Source organism: Candidatus Nitrotoga arctica, from assembly GCF_918378365.1.
GTDB lineage: Bacteria > Pseudomonadota > Gammaproteobacteria > Burkholderiales > Gallionellaceae > Nitrotoga > Nitrotoga arctica.
In genome coordinates this window covers 1,363,681-1,389,351 of record NZ_OU912926.1, presented here as the reverse complement: position 1 = coordinate 1,389,351, position 25,671 = coordinate 1,363,681, and the positions used below count along the sequence as shown (strand labels likewise).

Below are 25,671 nucleotides of genomic sequence, written 5' to 3'. Positions count from 1 at the left end.
GGTGAGACATAAAGAACATGACAACCATGATCGCTGGCTGATCTCATACGCCGACTTCATCACACTGTTATTTGCCTTCTTTGTGGTGATGTATGCAATTTCTTCGGTTAATGAGAGTAAATATCAAATGTTCAGTGCCTCATTGACTTCCGCCTTTGGTAAACAGATAGTCAAATCCGAAGCAATTGTTCCAACCAGCGAGCAAGACTTATTGCTGAAATCCCTAGTGGACAGGAGGAACGCCAAGCTAGCCGAGCAACAGCAGGAAGCCATGCAGGACATCGCCAAAAAAATCAATCAAGTTATGAGCGCATTGGTTAAAAATGGCCAGGTCAGTGTAATGCAGACTAATCGCGGTGTAGCGGTGGAAATCAATGCTAGCGCGCTATTCAATCAGGGCGATGCGGTATTGCAAGGTAGTGCAATAAATACTCTGGCTGAAGTGGCGAAGGTGCTGGAGCAGGTCGATCTGGCCATTGAGGTCGAAGGACATACCGATAACATCCCCATTAACACTCAGCAGTTTCCATCCAATTGGGAATTATCTTCGGCACGTGCCAGTAGCGTAGTGCGCTTATTTATCGGACATGGGTTAACGCCACGATACCTGAAAGCGATAGGCTCCGCCGCCAACTATCCAGTCACATCCAATGATACGGCAGAAGGACGCGCGCGAAATCGCCGAATTACGGTGACGATATTATCACCTTCATTTGAGCGAACAGCGCCAGCGCCTAAAGACTCAGCCATCAAATAGTATGATTCGTCATTCCCGCGAAGGCCGGGATTTAGATGCTTTAATCAACTATTAAAGCAAAAAAAGCGAATCATGCAAGTTGGTTTACGATCCTCATGTTAGGCGTTGGATCCTACTCACTAACACACCAACTTTTTATAACGGTCATTCTTACGATCAAAGGCCCGCTCTTTTTTGCATTAGATGATCGTCTGAACTAAAGTCATGTCCACCTAACACTTCTTAATCAGATTTCTTTCCTGGCTTTTTCCCGATGCACGAAACCCCGTTCACGGCAACCAGGTCAACCTCAACTTTGGCGGAGCGTCAGGGAGTTAGACGGTTACATTATTAAATATTTGATAATTTTGTGCATTCTAGGCATCTAAAATTCATGCGTCCCTAATTCATTGAGAGTCATTAATTTATATGCTTCTGAACCATTTTCAGTTCTACTTGACCAACCCTTCATAATCAAAGAGATAAGGAGTTGACTCATGAATACGACGGAAGTGAACCTGCTGGACTGGCAGAAACGGTACGGAACGGAAGAAACCTGCGCTCAAGCGCTGGCGCAACAACGTTGGTCGGAAAGATTCCGTTGTCCGCGATGTGGACATGATCATGGCTATGCCATCACCCCACGCGCCACAGTTACGAATGCTCCCAATGTCATTACCAAGCCTCGCTCACGGCTGGGACGCTGTTTCACTCCACCAACTTTTCCCTGACCAAGTGGTTCTGGGCAATCTATCTGAGTGCATCGGACAAGGGCGGTATCTCCGCCATGCGGCTTTCCAAACAAATCGGTATATCTTGGATCACCGCCCGCCGGATGCTGCGCAAGATACGTATTGCCATGGGGCATCGCGATAGCCTCTATCGGCTGCAAGATCTGATCGAGATTGACAATGCTCTGGTAGGTGGCCGACGTAGTGGAAAGCGAGGGCGCGGCGCTGAAGGAAAATCTCCGGTGCTGGTGGCGGTTGAGAACCGGGGTCAGCGTGCCGGTTATATCGCCATGCAAAAGGTCTCCGCTGTCACAAAGAAGTCGGTGGCGAAGTTTGTGCAACACCACCTCCCGCCTGGCCAACTATAGACCCGGCACGATTTATAAATGAATTTTTATTGGTTTTCGATGTCTATGGAGTATGGAAAAAGAAGATGCCCGCAAGCAGTCGCGAGAAGTACTGCATGAACGACGCAAGCAAGTCATTCGTATGCACCGCAAAGGTGTGGCGGTGATGGAGATCGTGGTGCAAACGGGACTGAGCTGGACGGCAGTCAATACGGCGCTGCGGTTGTATAAGGCTGAAGGTTCGGGGGCACTCAAGCCCGGCGTTCGGGGTAAAAAACCTGGCAGTGGACGTCGCTTGACGGTTAGCCAAGAGCTGGCGATTCAACAAACCATCTGCGACAGACGCCCCGAACAACTCAAGATGGATTTTGCGCTATGGAGCAGGCCCGCTGTGCGCCAGCACATTGAGCTGGCGCACGGTATCAAGCTGTCTATTCGGGCAGTAGGCAACCACTTGGCACGTTGGGGTTTTACACCACAAAAACCCATTAAAAAAGCATACGAGCAGCGGCCTGAAGCCGTCCAGGCTTGGCTTGTTGAACAGTATCCGGCCATTGAAACCAGAGCAAAAGCCGAAGGTGCGGAAATTCACTGGGGCGACGAGACGGCGCTAGTCAACACGGATGTCAGAGGCAGGAGCTATGCGCCGGTGGGCAAGACACCTGTGACGTTCGCAGTAGGCGGCACGCGCCACAAGCTATCGATGATTGCGACGGTAACCAATCAGGGTAAAACGCGCTGGATGATTATTGATGAGGCATTTAACTCCGACAAGCTCATTGAATTTCTGGAGGCGCTCATCAAGGATACAGACCGCAAGGTGTTTCTGATACTGGACAACTTGAGAGTTCATCACAGCAAACCTGTAAAGGCTTGGGCTGCCGAGAACGCACAGAAAATCGAGTTGTTCTACTTGCCCAGCTACAGCCCTGAACTCAACCCCGAAGAAAGACTGAATGCAGATCTCAAGCACGTCATCACTTCAAAGGTGCCAGTGCGCACCAAGGCAAAACTCAGAGCTGCTGCGACTGATCACATGACCATGCTTGAGCAAAACCCCGAACGCGTGCGCCGTTATTTCCGCGACCCAAAAGTCGCCTACGCGGCTTCATGAATAATTCGTGCCGGATCAATAGTGCGCAATGATGCGCTGGCTTCGTTGGTGGAGATCGGCAAGACCCAGCACCATACCGCACGGGTGACCCCGCCCGACAAAGCCGGAGAATGGCTGCCCTGGGTGCATATCGCCATCGGCAACCTCAAGGCGTTTCTGCTGGGAACCTATCACGGGGTATCGTCCAAGTATCTGCAAGAGTATCTCAATAAGTTCTGTTATCGATTCAATCGGCGTGCGTGGAGAGCAGAATTGTCATTACACCTCCTCAACGCTTGCCTGACGCAGGCTCAGGTTAAACTGAAAATGGTTTAGAGGCATATTAATTTATTGGGGGCAGTGGTTACATTCTAAAAATTGCCAAGAATAAATCTGGCATAGTTTGTCGATATATTCTTGATCTACCTTCAATACTAAGTTCAGGTAACATTGAGACTCCAAAACAATGAATACCATTCACTTGGTCTCCAAAATTACATATGAATTCCTCAGAATTTCAGAAAAAAGCATTTTTACTTCTGTTAACTATCGTTTCCATTGCATTCGGCTGGATCGTATGGCCATTTTTCGGGGCAGTTTTTTGGGGTAGCGTCCTTGCCATACTGTTTACACCACTCTATCGTCGTTTGCTCGTTGTAACGCGCGGCAGGCAGAATCTGACTGCGCTCGCCACTCTGGTACTTTGTTTGGTTATAGTAATTCTCCCGCTGACGTTCATCACCGCTTCACTAGTGCAAGAGGGAGTCAGCCTTTACCAAAAACTCCAGTCGGGAGAGCTACATTTCGGCACGTATTTTCAACAGATCATTAACGCCTTGCCGCGATGGATGGTCGATCTACTAGATCGTTTCGGATTTGGAAACATCTCCGCATTGCAAGACAAGATATCTACCGGCGTGATGGAAGGCAGCAAATTCATTGCGACTCAGGCTTTCACTATCGGTCAAAATACTTTTGAGTTCATCATCAGTTTTGGAATCATGCTGTATTTGCTGTTCTTTCTGCTACGTGAAGGTTCCGGTTTGTCCGGACGGATCAAGCAAGCAATTCCATTAAGTATGGAGCACAAGCGCCATTTGCTCAGCAAGTTCATCACGGTCATTCGTGCGACGGTAAAAGGCAACATCGCTGTGGCCGCGATGCAAGGTGCATCAGGTGGTTTAATCTTTTGGATTCTTGGTATTCAGGGACCGCTGTTATGGGGCGTCCTGATGGCGTTTCTTTCGTTATTGCCTGCAATTGGTGCGGCATTAATATGGGCACCGGTCGCAATATATTTTCTCGTTACAGGTGAAATCTGGAGCGGCGTGATCCTGATCGCATTTGGCGTGCTTGTGATCGGACTGATTGATAATATTCTTCGGCCTGTGCTCGTTGGTAAGGACACACAAATGCCAGACTACGTAGTACTTATTTCAACGCTTGGCGGCATGGCTCTTTTTGGCCTGAACGGTTTTATCATCGGTCCGGTGATTGCTGCAATGTTCATAGCTGTTTGGGATCTCTTTTCTTTGTCGAAAGAAGCAGACAAAGAGTGAATATCATAAGTATATAATTTTAAAAATAATGCCAAACTTAGTTGGCGATGAAGATAAAATATCTCTTTGAGTAGCAGTAAATGGAGGAGTTGTTATGAAATGGGCAGTGATCTCGATTTATGTGATATCAATTTTTATCGTCCATTTTCGGGGTAAGGTCCGTCTCCCTTTGTTTCGTCAGTTATTCGATCACTCATCCATCGTGGCGCCGATGAACCTGTTTATGTATTTGTTTTCAGGGGTTCCTTACACGGCCTATTTTTCTGTCAGTCAATTCCATGGCTTGAAATTGCTGGAAGAGAATTGGGAATTAATCAGAGCTGAAGCTCTTAATCTACAAGCCTTGGAGAAGATCAAAGCTGCGCAAAAAAATGATGATGCAGGTTTTAATTCGTTTTTTAAAAATGGATGGAAACGCTTTTATTTAAAATGGTATGGCGCCAGCCATCCGTCAGCTGAATACTATTGCCCACAAACAGTTGCACTTTTGCGCGCTATTCCGTGCGTGAAAGCCGCTATGTTTGCAGAATTAGCGCCCGGCGGAAAACTCAATGAGCATCGCGATCCTTTCGCGGGATCACTGCGCTATCACCTTGGTTTGGTGACACCCAATAATGATCGCTGCTTTATAGAAGTCGATGGTCAGCGCTATAGTTGGCGAGATGGACAGGCCGTTGTCTTTGATGAAACCTATATTCATTGGGCTCAAAATGGATGCGACACCAATCGCATTATCCTGTTTTGCGACATTGAGCGCCCAATGCGCTACCGCTGGGCACAAATGATTAACAAATGGTTAGGCAGAACAATCATGACCGCAGCAAGCTCACCCAATGAAACCGGGGATCAAACCGGTGGTATCAACAAATTATTCCGTTTTGTTTGGTTGGCAGGTCAGTACCGTCGAAAACTGAAAGCATGGAATCGATCTTTGTATTACGTGATCAAAGGAGGATTAATTCTGGCAGTAGGAATTTTGATTATTTGGATGTAATTATTCAGATCAGGACGGTGGTTTTCAAGTCAAAGCTTTTGTAAAAGCCGCGCCAGCCCTGCATGCAGCGTGTGGCGCGCTCAATCAAAGCTCCGACCGTTTATCTTTACCTTTTCATTGCGCATTTAACATACTCCCAAATTTTTTTGCCTTGGGGTAAGCTTACACACCTAATTAATCATTCGACACAAAAAAATAGACACTATGGCCCAATATGTTTTTACCATGAACCGCGTGGGCAAGATCGTTCCGCCCAAACGCCAAATTCTCAAGGATATTTCCCTCAGCTTCTTCCCTGGTGCCAAGATCGGCCTGCTGGGACTGAATGGCTCGGGCAAATCTACCGTACTAAAGATTATGGCTGGCGTGGACAAGGATTTCGAAGGCGAAGCCATTCCGATGCCGAACTTGAATATCGGCTATCTGCCGCAAGAACCACAACTTAGCCCGGAGCAGACCGTGCGCGAGGCAGTGCAGGAAGGACTGGGTGAAGTATTCAGTGCGCAAAAAAAACTGGATGAGGTGTATGCTGCCTATGCTGATCCTGATGCCGATTTTGATGCACTGGCCGCCGAGCAGGCTCGACTCGAAGCCATCATCGCTGCCAGTGACGGTAATGCGGATCAACAAATGGAAATTGCTGCCGATGCATTACGTCTGCCCGAGTGGGATGCCGTTATCAAAAATCTCTCCGGAGGCGAGAAACGTCGCGTTGCGTTGTGCAAGTTGCTGCTGTCCAAGCCAGACATGTTGCTGCTAGATGAGCCGACCAACCATTTGGATGCTGAATCGGTAGAATGGCTAGAGCAATTTCTTTTACGCTTTCCTGGCACCGTGGTGGCAGTGACACATGATCGCTACTTCCTTGACAATGCCGCCGAGTGGATTTTAGAACTCGATCGTGGTCACGGGATTCCGTGGAAGGGAAACTACTCAAGCTGGCTGGAACAAAAAGGAGCCAGGCTCAAGCAAGAAGAGTCCTCTGAGTCCGCGCGCCAAAAGGCACTAAGCAAAGAGCTGGAATGGGTGCGCCAGAATCCCAAAGGACGGCAAGCAAAATCAAAGGCGCGTATTGCCCGCTTTGAGGAATTAAATTCGCAGGAATATCAGAAGCGCAATGAGACCCAGGAAATTTTTATTCCCGTGGCGGACAGGCTGGGCAATGAAGTTATAGAGTTTAATAATGTTTCTAAAGCTTATGGCGATCGACTGCTGATTGACAATCTCAGCCTCAAGATTCCGCCCGGCGCTATCGTTGGCATTATTGGCCCCAACGGCGCAGGTAAGTCGACGCTATTCCGCATGCTAACTGGAAAAGAAAAACCGGATTCTGGTGAAATAAAGATCGGATCAACAGTCAAAATCTCGCATGTAGACCAATCGCGCGATGCGCTGGAGAGCGATAAGACTGTGTTCGATGTTATTTCCGGCGGTAATGACATCCTCACCGTGGGCAAGTTTGAGACGCCTTCGCGCGCCTACATTGGCCGCTTTAACTTTAAGGGCGCAGATCAGCAAAAGCTGGTCGGTAATCTTTCAGGGGGCGAACGCGGACGTCTGCACTTGGCAAAAACCCTTATTTCGGGCGGCAATGTTCTGTTGCTGGATGAACCCTCCAACGACCTCGACGTGGAAACCCTGCGTGCGCTTGAAGACGCGCTGCTGGAATTCGCCGGTTGTGTGCTGGTTATCTCGCATGATCGCTGGTTTTTGGATCGTATCGCTACCCATATCCTTGCCTTTGAAGGCAACTCCCAAGTCACCTTTTTCGATGGCAATTATCAAGAATACGAAGCGGATAAAAGGAAGCGTTTGGGTGAAGAAGGTGCGAAGCCGAAGCGAATTCGATATAAACCGATTAGTCGGTGAGTTTTGTTGGCAAAAATGGAGGAAACCATACTAGCCTTTATTGTGATGTTTTTTTAGCCCCAAGGGCTGTTATTCGACTGTAAATTTTGAACCACTTGAAACTTAAATAGAGGAGAACTAAATGGAACATACTTTACCTGCACTACCTTATGCTATGGATGCACTTGCGCCGCACATTTCTAAGGAAACTTTGGAATATCACTATGGTAAACATCACCAAACCTATGTGACCAATCTCAATAACTTGATTAAAGGCACTGAATTTGAGAACGCCACGCTGGAAGAGATTGTCAAAAAATCTAGCGGCGGCATTTTCAACAATGCGGCCCAAGTATGGAACCATACCTTTTACTGGAATGGCATGAAGCCTAATGGTGGCGGTGTGCCGATTGGAGCGCTGGCGGAGGGTATCAACAAGAAATGGGGTAGTTTCGAAGACTTTAAAAAAACATTCTCTGCTTCTTGCGTGGGTAACTTTGGCTCAGGCTGGACATGGCTGGTGAAGAAGTCTGATGGCTCGCTGGACATCGTTAACACCAGCAATGCCGCCACACCCCTATCCGGTAATGACAAGCCGTTATTGACCTGTGATGTGTGGGAACACGCTTACTATATTGATTATCGCAACGCCCGCGCCAAATATGTTGAAAGCTTCTGGGGCTTGGTTAACTGGGATTTCGCAACAAAGAACTACGCGTAATTTTTAAAGCGTGAGCAAAATAAAAAATCCCGGGATTCACCGGGATTTTTTATGCAGTTTAGGGAGGTTAGTATCCTGTAGGAGCCTGCCTTAATCCTTGAACCATTTTCCCTCGTTTGATGCCATTCCGGGTAAACCAGCCGCTATTCATTTCTAGTGCATACAATGCATCGCTTTGAGCGTGGTGCGTATCTTCGGTGTTAGGCTGCATTTCCTCAATGTTGAGGATGGAGCCATCGACAGCGATGAACGCGATGCTTAACGGCAGCGGCGTATTCTTCATCCAGAAGCTATACCTGTCAGCTTTTTCAAAGATAAATAGCATGCCGCAATTTGCGCATAGACGACCGCGCTGCATAAGTCCTTGTTCGCGGCTTTGCGGGGTGTTGGCGATTTCGGCATGAATACTGTGTTTGCCAATCTTTAGTGAAATATTTTCGCCCCAGGCGGGTTGCAAGCCAATCAAGTAGAACAGGGATATAACGGAAAAAAATCTCATGTCGGACTCTATAATTGTTAAAACCAGTTTAGCAGAAATGAAGCATGGTTTGGTATCATGGAAGAGAGTTGCCATATGTTAAACAAGACAATTATTTATACCAAAATCCACCTGCTAAGTTGCTGCCTATCCGGCTTATTGATTTTTTGCCTGTTATTTTTGTCTACGCCGCTTTATGCCGTTCAAATTACATTAAATGTGGCTGACGTTGCCGCGCCGAGCTTTACCGCACGCGGAATAAAAGTGATATTAGCGCAAGAGGGTTCGGCAGAATTTAGCATAGACGAATTGCATATGGCAGAAAAAATATGGCGCAAGGTATACATACACTGTACGGAATTTTTGCTCAATTCAACACGCGTGACATGCCATAAAGGTAAGCTGGATGCAATTCCAGACATGCCATTCACGTTTAGTTACGAATTTGCTTCGCAACGGTTGGAGTTGCAGCTTGCCGCTAACGCTAATGAGTTATGGCAGGTGAGCGCTGATTTCCGCGCAAAACCGTGGCGTGCCACCGCACTATTACGCAATGCGCAAGGCAAACGCCTGGCAGGCTTGCTTTCACCGAATGGGCCATTGCCTACACAGGGCACACTGAATGGCACCTTGGTGGTACATGGCGATAAAGGGGGAGTAAGCCAAATCAATGCTGATCTGCAGTTGGCCGATTTGGCTGCTGCAGATGCAAGTGGTTTGCATGCCGCCGAAAAATTGACAGGCGAGCTGCATGTCAATGCAGATCGCACAGGCCAAAAATGGAATTGGCGCAGCGCACTCGATTGGCAGGGTGGTGAACTATTCTGGCAACCGTTGTATCTGCACGGCGGACATACGCTTCGGGCCTCTGGTCAGTGGGACGGTGCACAACTAAAAATAACGCAGGCTGTGGTTAAGCTGCCAGAGGTAGGCAAGGTTGAGCTGAATGCACTGTGGGATGTTAAGAAGAGCAACTTATTGGAAGGCCGTTTGGTTGGAGAGAATCTTTCGCTGGCTAATGGCTTTGCTAATTATGCCAAGCCATTTCTGGAACAGAGCGCCTTGTCGGCGACAGAACTGAAAGGACGTGCTGATGTGGACTGGCAATACCGCAATGGCGCCACCCAAGTACTGCTGCTAAAGTTGCGCGATGTAGCTGTAGTGGACGGTGAAAAACGCTTTGCACTACACGGTATTAATGCGGATATTCCATGGCACGCCCAACTGCAGAATGTAGCGCATGTGGCTTTTGCCGACGGCGAATTGATGGGATTGCCGCTGGGTGCAACACAATGGCAAATCCAGATGCGTGGGATGGATTTCATTCTTCCAACAGCCACCCTGCCCCTACTTGACGGCAAGTTAGAGGTGAACGATTTTCATATGCATAACGTGAATGACATGTGGCAGTGGAATTTTTCCAGCACGTTGACATCAATTTCCATGCAGAAGCTCAGTGCTGCATTGCATTGGCCTGAGATGCACGGTTCACTATCAGGCTCTATTCCCAAAGTAAGTTATCTGGACAAATTGCTCAAGGTGGATGGCACTTTATTATTTCGAGTATTCGATGGCACGGTGCTGGCAAATAACTTGGAGTTATTTGATCCATTCGGTCGCGCACCTCGCTTGTCGGGTAATTTGGACATGCGCGAACTAGATCTCGACCTCCTCACACGCACCTTTTCTTTCGGCAATATTCAGGGACGTATTGACTTGGGAGTGAACAATCTCGAACTGGTGAGCTGGCTTCCGGTACGTTTTGATGCCAAGCTGGCGAGCAGCCCAGGAAAATATCGCAAGAGAATCAGCCAAAAGGCAGTAGAAAATATTTCTTCGCTGGGGGGCGCAGGCGGGGTTGCTGCCTTGCAGCGCAGTTTTTTGCGCATCTTTGAAAACTTCGGTTATGACCGCATCGGGCTGAGTTGCATGCTGCAGAATGACATATGCACGATGGCCGGGGTGGAAGACAAGGGTAACGTTTATACGATCGTAAAAGGTGGCGGCATTCCCGCCATCACTGTGATCGGCTACAATCGCAAAGTAGGCTGGAGTGAACTATTAAACCGCTTGAAGCGGGTATCGCAGGACAATAAGGCAGTGATCAAATAAAGGAGGGGCACGATGAAAAAAGTTTGGACCGTACTACCTTTGGCAGGCATGGCACTGAGCGCCTGCGTCACCATCAATATTTATTTTCCCGCAGCAGCAGCGGAAAAGGCAGCTGACAAGATAATCGACGAAGTCTGGCAAACCGAAAAATCTGTTACGGCCCCAAAATCTGATAAATCCCCGTCTGTTGCACCTGAAATTAAAAAGGAGAAATCAATATGAACAACTTAATTAAATTTTATTTTGCGCTGTTTGTACTGTGTGCTTCTGCCGCTGCATCTGCACAGGTAAACATCGAGATTAATACCCCTGGTGTTGTCGCTTTGCAGCAGTCAATGCAGGCGCGCCATGCACAGTTGGCAGAGTTCTATGCCAGTGGCGCGGTCGGCTTGACTTCTGATGGTATGGTTGCCTTACGCGATGCCAATGCCGTTCCAATGGCTGCACGTCAGAAAGCCAATGGGCTGGTTGCAGCGGAGAATCAGGACCGTAAGGCGCTATATGCGGAGATTGCGCGCGCTAACGCACATCCCGAGTGGGAAGGTGATATCCGCAATACATTTGCACAACGCTGGATACAGCGTGCCCAGGCGGGTTGGTGGGTACAAAGTGGCGGCAGTTGGTCAAAAAAGTAATTATCAAGAGCTAGCGAATCTGATAGTTCCGTTACTCGATAGTAGTATCGGGTATACGAGAAGGCAATTTGCCTTGTAAATACTCACTGATTTTATAATTCCAGGAGCTTGTTAATGTTTTCATTCATTCCAACTTTACAATACCCTCGGTGTTGATGACCCCTGTTCTTGTTTTTGACATCGAAACTATTCCCGACGTCGACGGTCTTCGTAACCTGTATGGACTCGATGCACAGGTGAGCGATGGGGATGTAGCGGAGATGGCCTTTCAGATGCGTCGCCAGAAAACAGGCGGTGATTTCTTGCAACATCATCTGCATCGCGTGGTGGCCATTTCATGCGCGTTGCGTGAGGGCGACAATTTCCGCGTGTGGTCGCTGGGTGGACTGGAAGATGATGAGAGCGCTCTCATTCAACGTTTCTTTGACGGCATCGATAAGTATACCCCGCAATTAGTGTCATGGAACGGCGGTGGCTTTGACCTGCCCGTGCTGCACTATCGTGGCCTGATTCACGGTGTTCAATGCGCATGCTATTGGGATATGGGAGAGGATGACAAGGATTTTAAATGGAATAACTACATCAGCCGTTATCATTCTCGGCATCTCGATTTAATGGATTTGCTTGCATTGTATACAGGCCGTGCCAACGCTCCGCTGGACGATCTGGCCAAGCTAATCGGTTTTCCCGGCAAACTGGGTATGGACGGTAGCAAGGTGTGGGATGCTTATCAACAGGGCAAGCTGCATGAAATCCGCAATTACTGTGAAACTGACGTGGTAAATACTTATTTGGTATATGCGCGCTTCCAGTTGATGCGTGGTCAATTCACACATGCTCGTTACGAGCGGGAATGTGAATTGGTGCGCAATACCTTAAGCAAATCCCCCGAATCGCACTGGATGGAATATCTCGCTGCTTGGCCAATCGTAAAACCATAACCATGTACAAGCTTCGTCGGATCTGGCTTACGCTGGGGGGGCTATGGATTGCCACGATCATTTACCTTTCGCTCACACCTCATCCACCGGAACCCATGCATTTTTTAAATGCTGACAAACTGGAGCACGCACTGGCATACGGTTTTCTGATGCTATGGTTCTGTCAGGTCTATCAACAACGGGCGCCCCGTATTCTTATAGCGGGGCTGCTGGTCGCCTTGGGTGTCGCTATAGAATATTTGCAGCGCATAACTGTTTACCGAATTTTTGATTATGCCGACATGCTGGCAAACGGTGCGGGCGTACTATTGAGCTTGATTCTTATAAGCATAGGTCTGGGGCAAATTGGTGTCATGCTGGAAACTAAAATTTTTAAAATTGCAGAATGAAATGACTGATAAATCCATACACGCAAACAGCGTTGTTGTTGAATCGCTTGACTACGAAGGTCGCGGCATTGCGCATGCAAATGGTAAAGTAATTTTTATCGAAGGTGCGCTAACGGATGAGCGCGTCACCTATTCGTCATATCGTAAAAAAACCAGCTTTGAGATAGCACAACTCGGCCAAATTATTAAGCCAACTTTTATGCGCGTCCAGCCGAAATGTAAGCATTTCGGCGTATGCGGAGGGTGTTCCATGCAGCATATGGATGCACGTGCACAGGTTGCCGCCAAGCAGCGCATTCTGGAAGACAACTTGTGGCACATCGGCAAGGTCAAGGCCCAGACTATTTTGCCGCCGATCTATGGGCAGTCGTGGGGCTACCGGCAGCGGGCGCGGCTTTCAGTGCGCCATGTATTGAAGAAGGGCAAGACACTGGTAGGCTTTCGCGAAAAACGTGGCGGCTATGTGGCAGACATGCAGCATTGTGAAATCTTGACACCTAAAATTGCCAAGCTATTGCCGCTGTTGGGACAGTTGAATGAAAGCTTTACCACTCGCGATGCGTTGCCGCAAATCGAAGTAGCAATCGGCGAACATGTGGATGTGCTGGTGCTACGCATTTTACAGGCGCTTTCGCCCGCTGATGAAGATGCAATCAAACAGTTCGCCGATACCTATGCGGTACAATTTTGGCTGCAAACAAAAGGGCCGGAAACTGCAGTACCGTTTTACCCGCTGGACGCACCGCAGTTGACATACAGTCTGCCCGAGTTCGGGATTACCATGCCGTTTGCACCGACTGAGTTTACCCAAGTCAACGCAGATATGAATCGCGTCATGGTAAGTCGCGCCATGCGTTTACTGGATCCTCAGCCAAATGAACGTATCGCTGATTTATTCTGCGGACTGGGCAACTTCACATTGCCCATTGCGCGCAGTGGTGCTCAGGCAGTGGGCATCGAAGGTAGCGCGGCGCTGGTGCAGCGTGCCGCGCAGAATGCCGCGTTTAATGATTTAACGGATAACACCCAATTCAGCGTGATGAATTTGTTTGAGATAGACGAAGCGACATTAGTGCAGTTAGGCCATTTCGACAAAATGCTGATTGACCCACCACGCGACGGCGCGTTTGAACTGATCAAGGCACTGGGTGCTGATGCGCCGGGTCGCATCGTGTATGTCTCATGCAACCCCGCAACGCTGGCGCGTGATGCCGAGATATTAGTGCATCAGAAGGGTTATATACTAAAGACTGCAGGCGTGATGAACATGTTTCCGCACACCTCTCATGTCGAATCCATCGCGCTGTTTGAAAAGACGCAGGCATAGCACATGCTTCATGATGTTCCTAAAGAGCTTCGTTTGGCAGCGCTTCATTGGCTGGCAGAGCCGGATCCTGTTCTGAAATCCGCTGGAGTAATCGCTTTGGCTCAAGCATGGAAAAAAGGCGAAATTGGCTTGGAGGTCAATGCTTCCCTGACAACGCTGCAATCTATCCCCGGTCATCCGCTGCTTCCCGAGCTCGTTTCATACTTGTCTGTGCCACGCAGATCTATGCGTACTGAAGTAGGCCGCGCTGCGCTGATTCATGCGCTGACACACATTGAATTTAACGCGATCAATCTGGCCCTGGATGCTATCTGGCGTTTCCCGGAAATGCCGCGCGAATATTATATTGACTGGCTAAAGGTCGCAGCAGAAGAAGCTCGACATTTTTCTTTGCTTTCTGCCCATCTGGGTACAAAAGGTTATGCCTACGGCGACTTTGCAGCACACAACGGACTTTGGGATATGGTCGAAAAAACCACGGATGATATCCTTGCCCGCATGGCACTGGTTCCGCGCACTATGGAAGCGCGCGGCCTGGATGCCTCCCCACCTCTGCGAGCCAAGCTTGCGCAAGCAGGAGATATTGTTGCAGCTGAAATTATCGACATCATTCTTGCAGATGAGATTGGCCATGTATTGATAGGCAATCGCTGGTTTAACTGGGTTTGCGAGACACGTGGCCTTGAGCCTGTTGCGACCTATGCCTCGCTAGCAGAAATTTACAAGGCACCAACGTTACGCGGGCCTTTTAATATTGAAGCAAGACGGGCGGCGGGATTTAGCGAAAGCGAGCTGATGGCCTTGATGGCTGTTAAATGACGGTTACACTGTTCGTATATCACATTAGTTTAATGACATGAGTTTCAAGCTGGCGCAGATTCACCTTTCCCCCTTAAATCAGCCATTACAACGTTCACCAGCGATTGACAAAAATACGCGTTGGTAAAGCGTGCGCTGTCTGATCCGGCTAGAAAGCGCTGGATTGCCGCCTGATAGCGCGCGTGACTGACGGCGTCGATTGATTGCAAAAAATGCAACATCTCCGCAGAGCTATTAAAACGATCGCCATCGATGTAGCAATCTTCTGGAACGAGCGCTGTTCTATGTGTGCTACCGATATAAATCGGTATGCAGCCGCTGGTAAAGCAATCGAAAATTTTCTCAGTCAAATAGCCTGGGCTGCCGCGTGAATTTTCATAACAGATAGAGAATTTGGCGCGGTCCAAAACTTCTGATTTTGAATACACAGTCCCGCGATAACTCGGAAATGGTCGGCTGGGAGCAATGCAGGCACGCCATTCATTCATACGCTTGATAAGACGTCCTGTTAGGCCCGGACCCACCGCCGGGATGTCCCAACCCTTGCCATATAGCGCAAACAACTCAGGAGCTTGCGTTTCAAAAAAACGAATAATCTCAATACGGTTGCCATGCAAACTAAGGGGATGAGGATGTAACAACGCTTTATTTGACGCAATCATCACACAAAACAAATCACGCTCGATAAAACTCGGCACTCGCCGCAAATTTAAATCGTTGGGGTAATCCAAGCACAAGATTTGTTTGCCATCGATTAGTGTTTCATTCGATGTAAATACCTTACGGTAACGACGTAACTGCGCCATCTCGCTGTTGAGTGGTCGAATAATCGGGTCTTCATATAGATATGCGTAAGCTGGACATTTTGGCAAGCGACGCCGCGCGTTAATATGCAGTTCAAATATTACTTCATGGCCGATGTTCATATCGGCGGTTGAAAGCTCGATCCCAGCTTCTAGAAACAGTTCACGCAACAAACGGTACGGTAAATGAAACTCGCCTCCATTAGGGCCAGCGCCAGGCTTGAAAATATCGTTCCGCTTATGCCTGCCAACCACAATTGATGCGTGCTTCATGCGCTGTCAATTTCTGTAGTGATATGCACAGCTTATCTCTCAGAAGAAAGTAATTGGTCGTATTCAATTTCTGCGACTGGTCGTGCGGCGAGCTTGACAATGCCATTAGCGGTCCAGTCGATACCACTCTGCCTCACTTCGCGCACATATGCCTTGTTACGCTGCACAATATTAGCGTCGGCATAACCACGTAAATGTTCGATATGCAGCAGACAAGTACTGTAACGAATATGCTGCCCGACAATACCGTGGTTGCTCAGGCGCGCACCCATCTCCACATCTTCCGCACCGTATCTTAACGACTCGTCGAAACCATTAACTGCAATCAGATCGCGCCGCCAGGCCGAACTGTTAGCGCCGTTCCAAGTACGCTTGACCGGCGTGATCCACTCAAGCTTGCTCGCTAACACCATCGGCAATACTGCAGCCTTGAGCAGCACGCTGAGCTTTCGCAGTCCTATCTGCGCAAAGATCCAGTTCAGTCGAAAAACCTCGCCACTACCGATGCCTTGCTCCGATAGTGCCGACGTTGACCTGTCTGGCAGTCGGATCATCCCGCCGGAAAGAAAGGCACCCTCGGCGCGGCGCGCAATGTGACAGGCAATAAAATCGGGGCGAGCGACGCAGTCGCCGTCGATAAAGATGAGGTAATCCGCTTGCGACGAGTCGATTGCTTTGTTCAAGATAGTATTTTTACGAAAACCGTCATCTGGCTGCCAAATATGGCGCAGCGGAATCGGGCTGAGACGACGGCGACTCCAACTCTCAAGTAGCGCGTGCGTCGGTTCGCCGGATCCATCGTCTGCTACACACACCATGAAGTCGGCGTTGCGCTGACCGGCCAGTGCTAACAACACATAGTTCAGTGCCATTGGATTGTTGTAAGTTGAAACGATTACTTCAGTACGCACGATAGTGGGCTGTGTTGCAGTCGGGTTACTCATGTCAATTCCATTCGGTCACGGCGTGAATTTGAAAAAGTTTGGACAAAAGAGAGCAAACATGAATTCAAATAAAAATTCCGCACACGAGTTTTATGGAATCGAGCGTGATAAACGCAGTTTTGCAGTCAAAGAAAATGCATGCACGTTTTATGGAGATTTCATTCAGTCCAATGCTCAGATACCCAGGGTGCGGCCTCCACATATCGGAACCTTCGGTTACGCCGTCCGGCTAGCGCATCGGGTGGGTTGACTTCGCCATGAAAAATCAGAATGCGCGCACTCTCTGGGATAATTGGGGCAGACCAATAGTTACAAGGCCAACGGGGAATGCAGTGATATTTGAAACTACGGCACCAAGCATCAGGCCAATAGCTCAACTTTCCTTGGCGATGTAACCAGTCAGAAAGAAATGCCTGTTCATTCCTAAAATTACGTCGAATATCAGTCTGTTTGGCCCGGAATTCGGCCAGCAAATCAGCATGTGCACCGAGGCGAAAACGATAAACTGACGAATTGCCGGTGATGCGCCAACGTCGCTTCCAATCATGAATAATCAGAAACTCGCCCGGTTGCTCGAAGAAACAGTCAATGTCATCGACAATCACTACATCAAGGTCAAGAAACAGCGCGGTGCCCTGTAATCCGTGTAGGCTAGACTCAAAGGTAGTCAGTTTTTTCCAACCGCGCTCAGGAATACCTTCTGGCAAAGCTAAATCAGGAATGGACAAGCACTGCACTTCGGCGCGCACACCTTCGCTTCGATCAGTTAAACAAACGAAACGAAATGGCCCATGTAAATGCCGTGTCACCATCGCATATAACCTGTTGACGTATTCAGGGCCATACTTAACGCCCCATTTCATACACAAAATGACGCGCTCGTCAGCGCCTGCATGACGCTGGGGTACTGATTTTTCAATTTCTTGCGTCATACTGCTCGAACGTGGTTACGCGTCACACCAGCCAGCGGAATGGCAAGCAAAATCATAAATGGCATGCCAAATACCGCATCTCGCAAGATAGCATTAAACATACCACCCACCATGATTGCCACCCCCAACATGCCCAGCCAGATCCCATGGGCACCACCAATTTTCCAGGCAACAGTCAATTGGGTCAGCCATATCCACAATAAGGCAGCAAGTCCGATAAACCCAATTTCGGCAGCGTAAAACAGATAATCATTGTGCGGGGTACGCGTCTTTTCACTAAGTAAACCTTTTGCATGTTTCTGATACTGGGAAGGCCAAGTCGCTATTCCGTGCCCCGTCCATGGCTTCTCAGCAATCATCTTGGTGGTGACGCTATACATTTCCAATCGAATGCCATCATCACTTATTTGTTGACCTTGCGAAAAGGCATGAATATCATTTATCGTACCGATAGCGCGCAGACGTAAATCCGATGCAGATATCCAGGCAACCGCAAACATCAATACAAAACCTAACATCCAAAGCACACTACGCCAAGACATTGTGAGATATTTCAAAAAAAACAATAAACACAACAATACAAAAATCAAACTGGCAGTGCGCGATTTAGCGAGAAACAGCAACGCGATTACAACATATAAAAATGCTGCCACCCTCAACCAAAGCCATCGGCGATCAACGAGTGATGTCATTTCGTAAAGCATCCACCCAGCAGCTATTGCCAACAAAATAGCAAGCAAAATAGACTTATTTCCGCGATAAACCAGGTAATTTGCAAAGATTTCTATCTTTGGAAGTATCTGTAATAAGTTAAGGTAATACAACGTAGCTGCATAGAGCGCACCCACAAAAAAAACTGTGACTGCCCGCCTTTGCCAATCTCCTGATCCAACACTAATAAAAAACAATAAGACAATATAAATTTGATAGTGTACAAATCCCGACCAGAAGAAATCTTGAGACCGCTCCAAAAAAATTGCGGCACAGCATGTTATTGCTGATAAACCTAAAATAGGCCAAAAAAGTGGACTCGCTTTAACTGTCAGCCATTTCGTCCGAAAATCTCCTGAACATAATAAACTGAACAGAAACAACAAAATACCTGTGTAAATTATTCCAACTGGAAAAAATAGCGTCAGTGGCAGAATAGATAGAATTGTTTGAGGTAATACATTACGCCGGAATACAGAATTCATATTTTCATAGATACTTTGGTTCAAATTTCAAATGTAACAATGCCATCATTCCCCTGCTGGGACAGCAGCTGCGCCAAGCAAACAAGCCTGACGAATGATCTACGTACCTTCATTCCACCTCCGCGATCTGTTTAACAAAGCTCTGTAATGCCTGCAACGGATCGACGGCGCGGGTGATGGGACGGCCAATTACCAGATAATCTGCACCTTGATTCAGCGCGGCGCGGGGTGTCATGATGCGCGATTGATCATCGGCAACAGCATCAGCCGAACGAATACCCGGTGTAACCAAACAGAATTTTCTTCCACAGTGCTGGCGCAGCAAAGCAGCCTCCCGCGCAGAACATACGACCCCGTCTAACCCGCTATCGCGCGCAAGCCTAGCCAAACGCAGCACCATATCGGCGGGGGTAGCTTCAATCCCCAAGTCGGTCAAATCTTCCTGTGCCATACTAGTAAGTAATGTCACGGCAATCAGCTTAGGCGATTGGGTATATAAACTCATTGCCTCGCGCGCCGCTTCCATCATCTTGCGTCCACCCAGAGCATGCACGTTGACCATCCACACGCCTAATTCAGCGGCAGCTTTGCATGCCTGTGCCGTAGTATTAGGAATATCATGAAATTTCAGATCAAGGAATACTTCAAAACCACGTTGCATGAGCTGTTCGATCAATCGTGACTTAGCTGTGGTGAACAATTCGATGCCCACCTTAAGGCGACACAACGTAGGCTCCAGCCGTGCCACCAGCTCTAGTGCAAGTTGTGCATCAGAGTAATCAAGCGCGACAATAATTTTAGGATCGCTCATATTTTTTGTCCATTTTCTTCACTTCTGCGTGGAGAATAGGTTTCCCAACCATGACATGCCGGACAATGCCAGTAAAACTGGCGCGCCTTAAAACCGCAATTGGCACAACGGTACATTGCTAACGTACGCGTGCGTTGATGCACCAAATTTTTCACCATCGCCACATCAGCACGATGTTCGATTGATACTTCCAGCAACCGCGCCTCCAGCAGCTTATCTAGACCAAGTAGTGTAGGGTTGCGCTGCAGTTCATCACGTACCAGCCTATAGGCCGCTTCAGCACCATCACGTTGCAGAATGGCATCAAACAGCACGTTCATCAAATCCAACGAGGGGTACTTGATCAGATAGCCCTGCAACATCTCTATGCCTTGATCTACATATCCAGCCTGACGATAAGCCTGTAGTAGACGTTCAGCCACCAAGGGCAGGTACTGCTGGTTCTGTTTTTCGATGCGCTGCCAGATTTCAATGGCATTTGCAAAATGCTGCGCTAAATTTTCTATGTCGCCCAACATCATGGTAGCGCGCACCGACTGAGGATTGGCTTCCAGCGCTTGGTCTAAATGGATACGTGCAGCATCGATTCGATGCTGTGTCAATTCTGCTGCAGCCAATTCGCAATAAAAAAAAGCAGCTTCCTTACCATGCGATTGACCGCTTAACACAGTCAGACGGTGTGTCACGTCAATCGCCTTGAACCAATCCTTTTCCTTTTGGTACAACTCAAGTAGAAAATTTAGCGCGGCATTGGCATACGATGTAGCTTGTAATTTAAGAAACAGCTCTTCGGCTCGATTTAATATTCCGGCATTGAGGTAATCTTGCGCCAGTTCAAATAACGCCTGTTGTTTCTTGTCTTCATCCAGGTCGACGCGCTCAATCAAATTCAGATGCATGCGAATGGCGCGGTCTACCTCGCCGCGACGGCGAAACAAACTACCTAGCGCAAAGTGCAGTTCTATCGTCTGTGGGTCAACCTTAACTACCTCAATAAATGCCTCGATAGCTTTATCCTGTTGCTCATTGAGCAAAAAGTTCAGTCCCTGGAAATAGGAGCGCGGCAGAGCACTAGATTCAAACAACATTTGCTTGATATCTATGCGCGCTGCCAGCCAGCCCATCCCGAAAAACAGCGGAAAAACCAGCAGCATCCACAGCTCAAATTCCATAAACGACACATCAGATTAAAAAGGTTATATGTAATTAATAAGCCTAAGTATTTCATGAATCAAGTGATAATTACACAGAATTTTGTTTGACTGGGAAATTTAGAAGGGAGAGGTAATACATACCTCGCCCGGAAAAACCTAGATCTTGCATAGTAAACAAAAATAATCTATCAATAAAAAAACTGCGCAATTCCTATCGCCTGAAGTCAATGCTAAACTGTCTTAGCACACATCAATTCATGGAATATCTGGGTTATTTTCGCCAACACTGACCAGTTTATTTTTCAAACGCAATTCGCGTTTTAGAATGGCAATTTCTCTACGCTGCCGAAAAATATTGCCCAGCACAGCGAGTACACCTACACTTACGCCCACGGCAAAAAACAACAACAAAATGAGTATCAATGATGATTGCCATTCATAGCCAAAAAAATAGTGCAACACCACAGGCTGATCATTCTTCATGGCAAAACCAAGAAGAATTAGAAACAATACTGCACGCAACAGCCAAATCATATAGCGCATATATTCACCTGCAATAATTTTTCGTTGCGACAATAACATGAATGAGCAAAAAATTGACGGCACTATCTTGCGACAGGCCGTCAATTTTTTCTGCAAATAATGCTTACGACTAAACTGTCCGGAGCTCTAAAAAAGTTCAGAACAGACTTCAAGAAGATGTGTAATCAACCCGCTCACGTAATTCCTTACCTGCCTTGAAATGCGGCACATACTTGGCCGGAACCTGCACCTTATCACCCGATTTTGGATTACGTCCTATCCGCGGTGGACGGTAGTTCAGCGCAAAGCTGCCGAAGCCGCGGATTTCAATACGTCCTCCCCGCGCCAAGGTTTCCGCCATGGCATCAAGGATCACTTTAACTGCCAGATCGGCATCCTTGGCCAATAGTTGCGGATAACGCTCCGCCAACTTTGCGATAAGATCAGAACGGGTCATCCTTATCACTCCTTATTGTGCGTCAATCTTGCTGGTGTCCATCTTAGCCTTGAGCAAGGCACCCAAGTTGGTCGTTCCAGCCGTAGATGTATTATCTACAGCAGGTGAGGCAGCTTTTTGTATTACTACAGATTCATCAGCTTTGTCCAACGCCTTGATTGACAAATTAATGCCGCGGTTCTTGCGATCAACGTGAATAATCACAGCCTTCACTGCATCGCCTTCCTTCAAATGATTACGCATGTCCTCGACACGGTCAGCAGATACCTCAGAAGCCTTGAGGAAGCCCTCAACATCACCATCCAGGGTAATTGTTGCGCCTTTGGCATCAATTGCCTTAACCACCCCGTTTACTACACTACCCTTGTCATGTGTTGCGATATAACCATTAAAGAGGTCACCATCCATTTGTTTGACGCCTAACGAAATGCGCTCGCGCTCCACATCAATTGCCAGCACCACGGCCTCGAGTTCATCACCTTTTTTGTAATTGCGTACAGCTTCTTCGCCAGGCACAGACCAGGAAAGGTCAGACAAATGTACCAAACCATCAATTCCACCTTCCAAGCCGATGAAAATACCAAAATCAGTAATCGACTTGATCTGGCCTTTTACCTTATCGCCTTTTTTATGATTCAAGGCAAAATCGTCCCATGGATTGGATTTGCACTGTTTCATACCAAGAGAGATACGTCGGCGCTGCTCATCAATTTCCAGAATGATGACCTCAACTTCATCACCTAGTTGTACCACCTTGGAAGGATGCACGTTCTTGTTAGTCCAATCCATTTCAGACACGTGTACCAAACCTTCAATGCCCTGTTCAATTTCCACGAACGCGCCATAATCAGTCAGGTTGGTCACTTTGCCAAACAGCCGGGTACCTTGTGGATATCGGCGTTCCAAGCCGGTCCATGGATCATCGCCCATCTGCTTGATACCGAGAGAAACACGGTTTTTCTCTTGATCAAACTTAAGAATCTTGGCTTCTACTTCATCACCTACCGCCAGCACTTCAGAAGGATGTTTGACACGACGCCACGCCAAGTCGGTAATATGAAGGAGGCCATCAATACCACCCAGATCCACAAACGCGCCATAGTCGGTAATGTTCTTTACAATACCTTTAACGATTGCGCCTTCCTTCAGGTTTTCCATCATAGCCTGACGATCTGCTCCATGGCTTGCTTCCAGCACCGCCCGGCGCGAAACAACCACATTATTACGCTTACGATCAAGCTTGATAATTTTGAGTTCCATGGTCTTGTTTTCATAAGGCGCGGTGTCCTTAACCGGACGGATATCCACCAGCGAACCAGGCAAAAATGCGCGTATGCCATTCACCATAGCAGTCAGACCACCTTTAACTTTACCACTGACATAACCCTCAACGATTCTGCCTTCTTTCATCGCTTCTTCCAGCTCGATCCATGCCGCGAGGCGCTTGGCCTTCTCGCGCGACAGCTTGGTTTCACCGTAACCATTTTCCAGCGATTCAATAGCCACAGTGACGAAATCACCAGCCTTTACTTCAATCTCGCCTGCGGCATTGAAGAATTCCTCGACGGGGATAAAGCTTTCGGACTTCAGACCGGCATTCACCACCACCACATTATGATCGATGCGCACAACATGCGCAGTGACCAACTCACCCGCGCGCATTTCCTTGCGCGTCAAGCTTTCTTCAAACAGGGAGGCAAAACTTTCCAGATCGTTTTCAACTACGGCAGCGTTAGCATTCATTTATAAAGATATCCAAGACAAACCCGCTTCTGGCGGGGCTGGTTAAAAAACCCGAACGATAGGTTCATTGCGGGGCTATCAAACGTACATCAATACAACTTTTATATCGAACTCATGCGCGTACTCAATGCATGGAATGGTAACGTGTCAGCACTTCCTGCACCGCCTGCTCGATAGTTAAGCCGGTGGTGTCGAGCAAACTGGCTCCGGGCATCTGTTGCAATGGAGCCACGCTACGCTGGCTATCACTCTCATCGCGCGCGCGAATTTTTTCCAAAAGGTCTGGAATATTAGCACTCATTCCTTTTTCCATCAACTGTTTATAACGCCGTTCGGCACGCACCTTTACACTGGCAGTCAGAAATATTTTTAAAGAAGCATCAGGAAACACCACTGAGGCCATATCACGACCATCTGCAACCAACCCTGGTGCCCGACGGAAAGCATGTTGCTTGCCCAATAATGCGGTACGTACCGCTGGGAATGCCGCCACTCTGGACGCCGCAGCTGCTGATTGCTCAGAACGCAACTCATCAGTCACCTGCACACCATCCAACCAAGAATCTATACCCTCAAAGCATATACCCATGCATGCCGCTAGATCAACCAATTGATCCTCCTCATTCAACGCTACTCCCTGCTGTTGTGCAGCTAGTGCCAACAGGCGATACAACGCACCGCTATCAAGATAATGAAACCCAAGTTGTGCTGCAACCAGCTGCGCCACGGTGCCCTTACCGGAAGCAGAAGGGCCATCAATGGCAATGACTGGCACAGCCTTAACCACACTGGCAAAACTTTCAAAGTAACCTGGAAAGGTTTTGGCTACGCATTGAGGATCGTTGATACGCACGCCCGTCTGACTAAATGCGGCAAGCGAGAAACACATTGCCATGCGATGATCATCGTAAGTATCGATCGAGGATTGCGAAGCCAAGATCAAGGATTGAGGAGGCATGATGTGAATGAAATCCGCGCCCTCTTCCACCGTTGCGCCAAATTTGCGCAATTCAGCGGCCATCGCTGCGATGCGATCGGTTTCCTTAACACGCCAGCTGGCGATATTCCGCAGCGTGGTTACGCCATCGGCAAACAACGCACACACCGCCAGCGTCATTGCCGCATCGGGGATGTGATTGCAATCCAATTCTATGCCTTTCATTCTGCCATTTTCCGGTGCACGCGCTTCCATCCAGTTCGGCCCCATTGCGATGCGCGCGCCCATCAGCTGTAATGCTTCGGCAAAGCGCACATCACCCTGAATACTATCGTGACCCGCACCCTCAACTCGCACTGGGCCGCCACCGATAGCACCCGCAGCTAAAAAATACGAAGCAGATGAAGCATCACCCTCGACATGAATCAAACCCGGCGCGACATAGTGGCTACCGGCAGGAACCGTAAACGAATTCCAGCCGTCTCGCACAACCTGCACACCAAAAAGCGCCATCATTGCCAGTGTAATTTCGACATAGGGCTTGGAAATTAGCTCGCCTTTCACCTCCACCGTAGTTGAACTACGCATCAATGGCAGCGCCATCAGTAAAGCACTGAGAAACTGACTGGAAACATCACCGCGCACCGCAATACGGCTGCCACTAAGTAGCGCAGCAGGATGTATTTCGAGCGGCGGAAAACCTTCCGTACCCAGATAACGAATATTCGCACCCAGCCCGCGCAATGCATCCACCAAATCAGCGATGGGGCGCTCGTGCATACGCGGCACGCCCGACAATTCATAATGCCCACCCGCCAATGCCAGTACAGCTGTCAAGGGGCGAAAAGCTGTGCCCGCATTACCGAGAAACAGCTTGGCATCCTTAACAGGAAAATCGCCAGCACACCCTTGCACACGATAAGCATGGTCCCCCAATGCTTCCACTGCTACGCCCAAAGTGCGCAATCCTTTCAGCATGTGCTCTGTATCATCCGAATGCAAAAGATCACGGATTTCTGTTACCCCATGAGACAACGTAGCGAGCAACAGCATGCGATTGGAAATGCTTTTTGAACCAGGTAAACGCACAGTCCCTTGGGCGCTCAGCATGGGAGGAAGATCAATAAATTTTTGATATGTCATGTCAAAATAAATAATACAGTCATTGC

The 25,671-nt window shown here is 48.3% G+C and carries 24 protein-coding genes and 2 pseudogenes; 15 read left to right on the top strand and 11 right to left on the bottom strand.

Annotated features, from left to right (window positions below; translation table 11 throughout):
* Window position 1: 1 nt before the first annotated feature.
* From motD to MKZ32_RS06205, 8 genes and pseudogenes are all read left to right on the top strand, one after another.
* On the top strand, window positions 2-757 hold the full coding sequence (gene motD, locus MKZ32_RS06240; protein ID WP_320412262.1) for a flagellar motor protein MotD: 756 nt from the start codon (window positions 2-4) through the stop codon (window positions 755-757).
* A 476-nt stretch (window positions 758-1,233) separates the two neighbouring features.
* A pseudogene (locus MKZ32_RS06235) lies at window positions 1,234-1,817 on the top strand (IS1595 family transposase); the annotation flags it as partial.
* Window positions 1,818-1,887: 70 nt separating this feature from the next.
* Window positions 1,888-2,928 carry an IS630 family transposase gene (locus tag MKZ32_RS06230; RefSeq protein ID WP_239796478.1) on the top strand — a complete coding sequence of 347 codons (1,041 nt, stop codon included), beginning with the start codon at window positions 1,888-1,890 and terminating at the stop codon, window positions 2,926-2,928.
* A gap of 12 nt (window positions 2,929-2,940) precedes the next feature.
* Window positions 2,941-3,243, top strand: a pseudogene (locus tag MKZ32_RS06225) (transposase); the annotation flags it as partial.
* Between the two features lie 164 nt (window positions 3,244-3,407).
* Entirely contained in the window at window positions 3,408-4,466 is a 1,059-nt protein-coding gene (locus MKZ32_RS06220) for an AI-2E family transporter (RefSeq protein WP_239796477.1), read from the top strand.
* Between the two features lie 94 nt (window positions 4,467-4,560).
* Window positions 4,561-5,460: a lipid A hydroxylase LpxO gene (gene lpxO / locus MKZ32_RS06215; RefSeq protein ID WP_239796476.1), complete on the top strand. Its 900-nt coding sequence runs from the start codon at window positions 4,561-4,563 to the stop codon at window positions 5,458-5,460.
* Window positions 5,461-5,664: 204 nt separating this feature from the next.
* On the top strand, window positions 5,665-7,329 hold the full coding sequence (ettA, locus tag MKZ32_RS06210) for an energy-dependent translational throttle protein EttA (protein WP_239796475.1): 1,665 nt from the start codon (window positions 5,665-5,667) through the stop codon (window positions 7,327-7,329).
* 121 nt (window positions 7,330-7,450) lie between these two features.
* Window positions 7,451-8,029: a superoxide dismutase gene (locus MKZ32_RS06205; RefSeq protein WP_239796474.1), complete on the top strand. Its 579-nt coding sequence runs from the start codon at window positions 7,451-7,453 to the stop codon at window positions 8,027-8,029.
* A 67-nt stretch (window positions 8,030-8,096) separates the two neighbouring features.
* On the opposite strand, the gene MKZ32_RS06200 is transcribed toward MKZ32_RS06205, so the two are convergent.
* Window positions 8,097-8,603 (bottom strand): DUF192 domain-containing protein, encoded by a 507-nt coding sequence (locus MKZ32_RS06200; RefSeq protein ID WP_239796473.1) that lies wholly within the window; start codon window positions 8,601-8,603, stop codon window positions 8,097-8,099.
* Between MKZ32_RS06200 and MKZ32_RS06195 the strand changes: the two genes are divergently transcribed.
* The 7 genes from MKZ32_RS06195 (at window position 8,604) to MKZ32_RS06165 (ending at window position 14,730) form a co-directional block, all read left to right on the top strand.
* Window positions 8,604-10,619: an AsmA family protein gene (locus tag MKZ32_RS06195; protein ID WP_239796472.1), complete on the top strand. Its 2,016-nt coding sequence runs from the start codon at window positions 8,604-8,606 to the stop codon at window positions 10,617-10,619.
* A gap of 12 nt (window positions 10,620-10,631) precedes the next feature.
* Complete coding sequence (locus MKZ32_RS06190; protein WP_239796471.1) at window positions 10,632-10,841, top strand: hypothetical protein; 210 nt, start codon at window positions 10,632-10,634, stop codon at window positions 10,839-10,841.
* Window positions 10,838-11,254: a YdbL family probable chaperone protein gene (locus tag MKZ32_RS06185; RefSeq protein WP_239796470.1), complete on the top strand. Its 417-nt coding sequence runs from the start codon at window positions 10,838-10,840 to the stop codon at window positions 11,252-11,254. Before MKZ32_RS06190 ends, MKZ32_RS06185 begins: the two co-directional genes overlap by 4 nt.
* A gap of 155 nt (window positions 11,255-11,409) precedes the next feature.
* On the top strand, window positions 11,410-12,195 hold the full coding sequence (locus MKZ32_RS06180) for a 3'-5' exonuclease (protein ID WP_239796469.1): 786 nt from the start codon (window positions 11,410-11,412) through the stop codon (window positions 12,193-12,195).
* Window positions 12,196-12,197: 2 nt separating this feature from the next.
* A complete protein-coding gene (locus MKZ32_RS06175; protein ID WP_239796468.1) occupies window positions 12,198-12,584 on the top strand; it encodes a VanZ family protein in 387 nt (128 codons plus the stop codon).
* Between the two features lies 1 nt (window position 12,585).
* A complete protein-coding gene (rlmD, locus tag MKZ32_RS06170; RefSeq protein WP_239796467.1) occupies window positions 12,586-13,911 on the top strand; it encodes a 23S rRNA (uracil(1939)-C(5))-methyltransferase RlmD in 1,326 nt (441 codons plus the stop codon).
* Window positions 13,912-13,914: 3 nt separating this feature from the next.
* Window positions 13,915-14,730: a ferritin-like domain-containing protein gene (locus MKZ32_RS06165; RefSeq protein ID WP_239796466.1), complete on the top strand. Its 816-nt coding sequence runs from the start codon at window positions 13,915-13,917 to the stop codon at window positions 14,728-14,730.
* 44 nt (window positions 14,731-14,774) lie between these two features.
* Here the strand turns inward: MKZ32_RS06165 and MKZ32_RS06160 are convergent, their stop codons facing one another.
* From MKZ32_RS06160 to MKZ32_RS06115, 10 genes are all read right to left on the bottom strand, one after another.
* On the bottom strand, window positions 14,775-15,806 hold the full coding sequence (locus MKZ32_RS06160; RefSeq protein WP_239796465.1) for a glycosyltransferase family 10 domain-containing protein: 1,032 nt from the start codon (window positions 15,804-15,806) through the stop codon (window positions 14,775-14,777).
* A 32-nt stretch (window positions 15,807-15,838) separates the two neighbouring features.
* Window positions 15,839-16,750 carry a glycosyltransferase gene (locus MKZ32_RS06155; RefSeq protein WP_239796464.1) on the bottom strand — a complete coding sequence of 304 codons (912 nt, stop codon included), beginning with the start codon at window positions 16,748-16,750 and terminating at the stop codon, window positions 15,839-15,841.
* A gap of 158 nt (window positions 16,751-16,908) precedes the next feature.
* Complete coding sequence (locus tag MKZ32_RS06150) at window positions 16,909-17,682, bottom strand: hypothetical protein (protein WP_239796463.1); 774 nt, start codon at window positions 17,680-17,682, stop codon at window positions 16,909-16,911.
* Complete coding sequence (locus MKZ32_RS06145) at window positions 17,679-18,878, bottom strand: O-antigen ligase family protein (protein ID WP_239796462.1); 1,200 nt, start codon at window positions 18,876-18,878, stop codon at window positions 17,679-17,681. Before MKZ32_RS06145 ends, MKZ32_RS06150 begins: the two co-directional genes overlap by 4 nt.
* A gap of 109 nt (window positions 18,879-18,987) precedes the next feature.
* Window positions 18,988-19,689: an orotidine-5'-phosphate decarboxylase gene (gene pyrF, locus MKZ32_RS06140; protein ID WP_239796461.1), complete on the bottom strand. Its 702-nt coding sequence runs from the start codon at window positions 19,687-19,689 to the stop codon at window positions 18,988-18,990.
* Complete coding sequence (gene lapB / locus MKZ32_RS06135) at window positions 19,686-20,861, bottom strand: lipopolysaccharide assembly protein LapB (protein ID WP_239796460.1); 1,176 nt, start codon at window positions 20,859-20,861, stop codon at window positions 19,686-19,688. Before lapB ends, pyrF begins: the two co-directional genes overlap by 4 nt.
* Before the next feature lie 237 nt (window positions 20,862-21,098).
* Window positions 21,099-21,386 (bottom strand): LapA family protein, encoded by a 288-nt coding sequence (locus tag MKZ32_RS06130; protein ID WP_239796459.1) that lies wholly within the window; start codon window positions 21,384-21,386, stop codon window positions 21,099-21,101.
* A 148-nt stretch (window positions 21,387-21,534) separates the two neighbouring features.
* Window positions 21,535-21,822, bottom strand: coding sequence for an integration host factor subunit beta (locus tag MKZ32_RS06125; protein WP_239796458.1), 288 nt, complete (start codon window positions 21,820-21,822; stop codon window positions 21,535-21,537).
* 12 nt (window positions 21,823-21,834) lie between these two features.
* On the bottom strand, window positions 21,835-23,565 hold the full coding sequence (rpsA, locus tag MKZ32_RS06120) for a 30S ribosomal protein S1 (RefSeq protein ID WP_239796457.1): 1,731 nt from the start codon (window positions 23,563-23,565) through the stop codon (window positions 21,835-21,837).
* A gap of 124 nt (window positions 23,566-23,689) precedes the next feature.
* Entirely contained in the window at window positions 23,690-25,645 is a 1,956-nt protein-coding gene (locus MKZ32_RS06115; protein WP_275584261.1) for a bifunctional 3-phosphoshikimate 1-carboxyvinyltransferase/cytidylate kinase, read from the bottom strand.
* Window positions 25,646-25,671 lie beyond the last annotated feature (26 nt).

Coding starts and splice junctions, on each gene's coding strand:
- MKZ32_RS06230 (WP_239796478.1), top strand. CDS start 1,888: ATGGAAAAAGAAGATGCCCGCAAGCAGTCGCGAGAAGTACTGCATGAA.
- MKZ32_RS06220 (WP_239796477.1), top strand. CDS start 3,408: ATGAATTCCTCAGAATTTCAGAAAAAAGCATTTTTACTTCTGTTAACT.
- lpxO (WP_239796476.1), top strand. CDS start 4,561: ATGAAATGGGCAGTGATCTCGATTTATGTGATATCAATTTTTATCGTC.
- ettA (WP_239796475.1), top strand. CDS start 5,665: ATGGCCCAATATGTTTTTACCATGAACCGCGTGGGCAAGATCGTTCCG.
- MKZ32_RS06205 (WP_239796474.1), top strand. CDS start 7,451: ATGGAACATACTTTACCTGCACTACCTTATGCTATGGATGCACTTGCG.
- MKZ32_RS06200 (WP_239796473.1), bottom strand. CDS start 8,603: ATGGCAACTCTCTTCCATGATACCAAACCATGCTTCATTTCTGCTAAA.
- MKZ32_RS06195 (WP_239796472.1), top strand. CDS start 8,604: ATGTTAAACAAGACAATTATTTATACCAAAATCCACCTGCTAAGTTGC.
- MKZ32_RS06190 (WP_239796471.1), top strand. CDS start 10,632: ATGAAAAAAGTTTGGACCGTACTACCTTTGGCAGGCATGGCACTGAGC.
- MKZ32_RS06185 (WP_239796470.1), top strand. CDS start 10,838: ATGAACAACTTAATTAAATTTTATTTTGCGCTGTTTGTACTGTGTGCT.
- MKZ32_RS06180 (WP_239796469.1), top strand. CDS start 11,410: ATGACCCCTGTTCTTGTTTTTGACATCGAAACTATTCCCGACGTCGAC.
- MKZ32_RS06175 (WP_239796468.1), top strand. CDS start 12,198: ATGTACAAGCTTCGTCGGATCTGGCTTACGCTGGGGGGGCTATGGATT.
- rlmD (WP_239796467.1), top strand. CDS start 12,586: ATGACTGATAAATCCATACACGCAAACAGCGTTGTTGTTGAATCGCTT.
- MKZ32_RS06165 (WP_239796466.1), top strand. CDS start 13,915: ATGCTTCATGATGTTCCTAAAGAGCTTCGTTTGGCAGCGCTTCATTGG.
- MKZ32_RS06160 (WP_239796465.1), bottom strand. CDS start 15,806: ATGAAGCACGCATCAATTGTGGTTGGCAGGCATAAGCGGAACGATATT.
- MKZ32_RS06155 (WP_239796464.1), bottom strand. CDS start 16,750: ATGAGTAACCCGACTGCAACACAGCCCACTATCGTGCGTACTGAAGTA.
- MKZ32_RS06150 (WP_239796463.1), bottom strand. CDS start 17,682: ATGACGCAAGAAATTGAAAAATCAGTACCCCAGCGTCATGCAGGCGCT.
- MKZ32_RS06145 (WP_239796462.1), bottom strand. CDS start 18,878: ATGAATTCTGTATTCCGGCGTAATGTATTACCTCAAACAATTCTATCT.
- pyrF (WP_239796461.1), bottom strand. CDS start 19,689: ATGAGCGATCCTAAAATTATTGTCGCGCTTGATTACTCTGATGCACAA.
- lapB (WP_239796460.1), bottom strand. CDS start 20,861: ATGGAATTTGAGCTGTGGATGCTGCTGGTTTTTCCGCTGTTTTTCGGG.
- MKZ32_RS06130 (WP_239796459.1), bottom strand. CDS start 21,386: ATGCGCTATATGATTTGGCTGTTGCGTGCAGTATTGTTTCTAATTCTT.
- MKZ32_RS06125 (WP_239796458.1), bottom strand. CDS start 21,822: ATGACCCGTTCTGATCTTATCGCAAAGTTGGCGGAGCGTTATCCGCAA.
- rpsA (WP_239796457.1), bottom strand. CDS start 23,565: ATGAATGCTAACGCTGCCGTAGTTGAAAACGATCTGGAAAGTTTTGCC.
- MKZ32_RS06115 (WP_275584261.1), bottom strand. CDS start 25,645: ATGACATATCAAAAATTTATTGATCTTCCTCCCATGCTGAGCGCCCAA.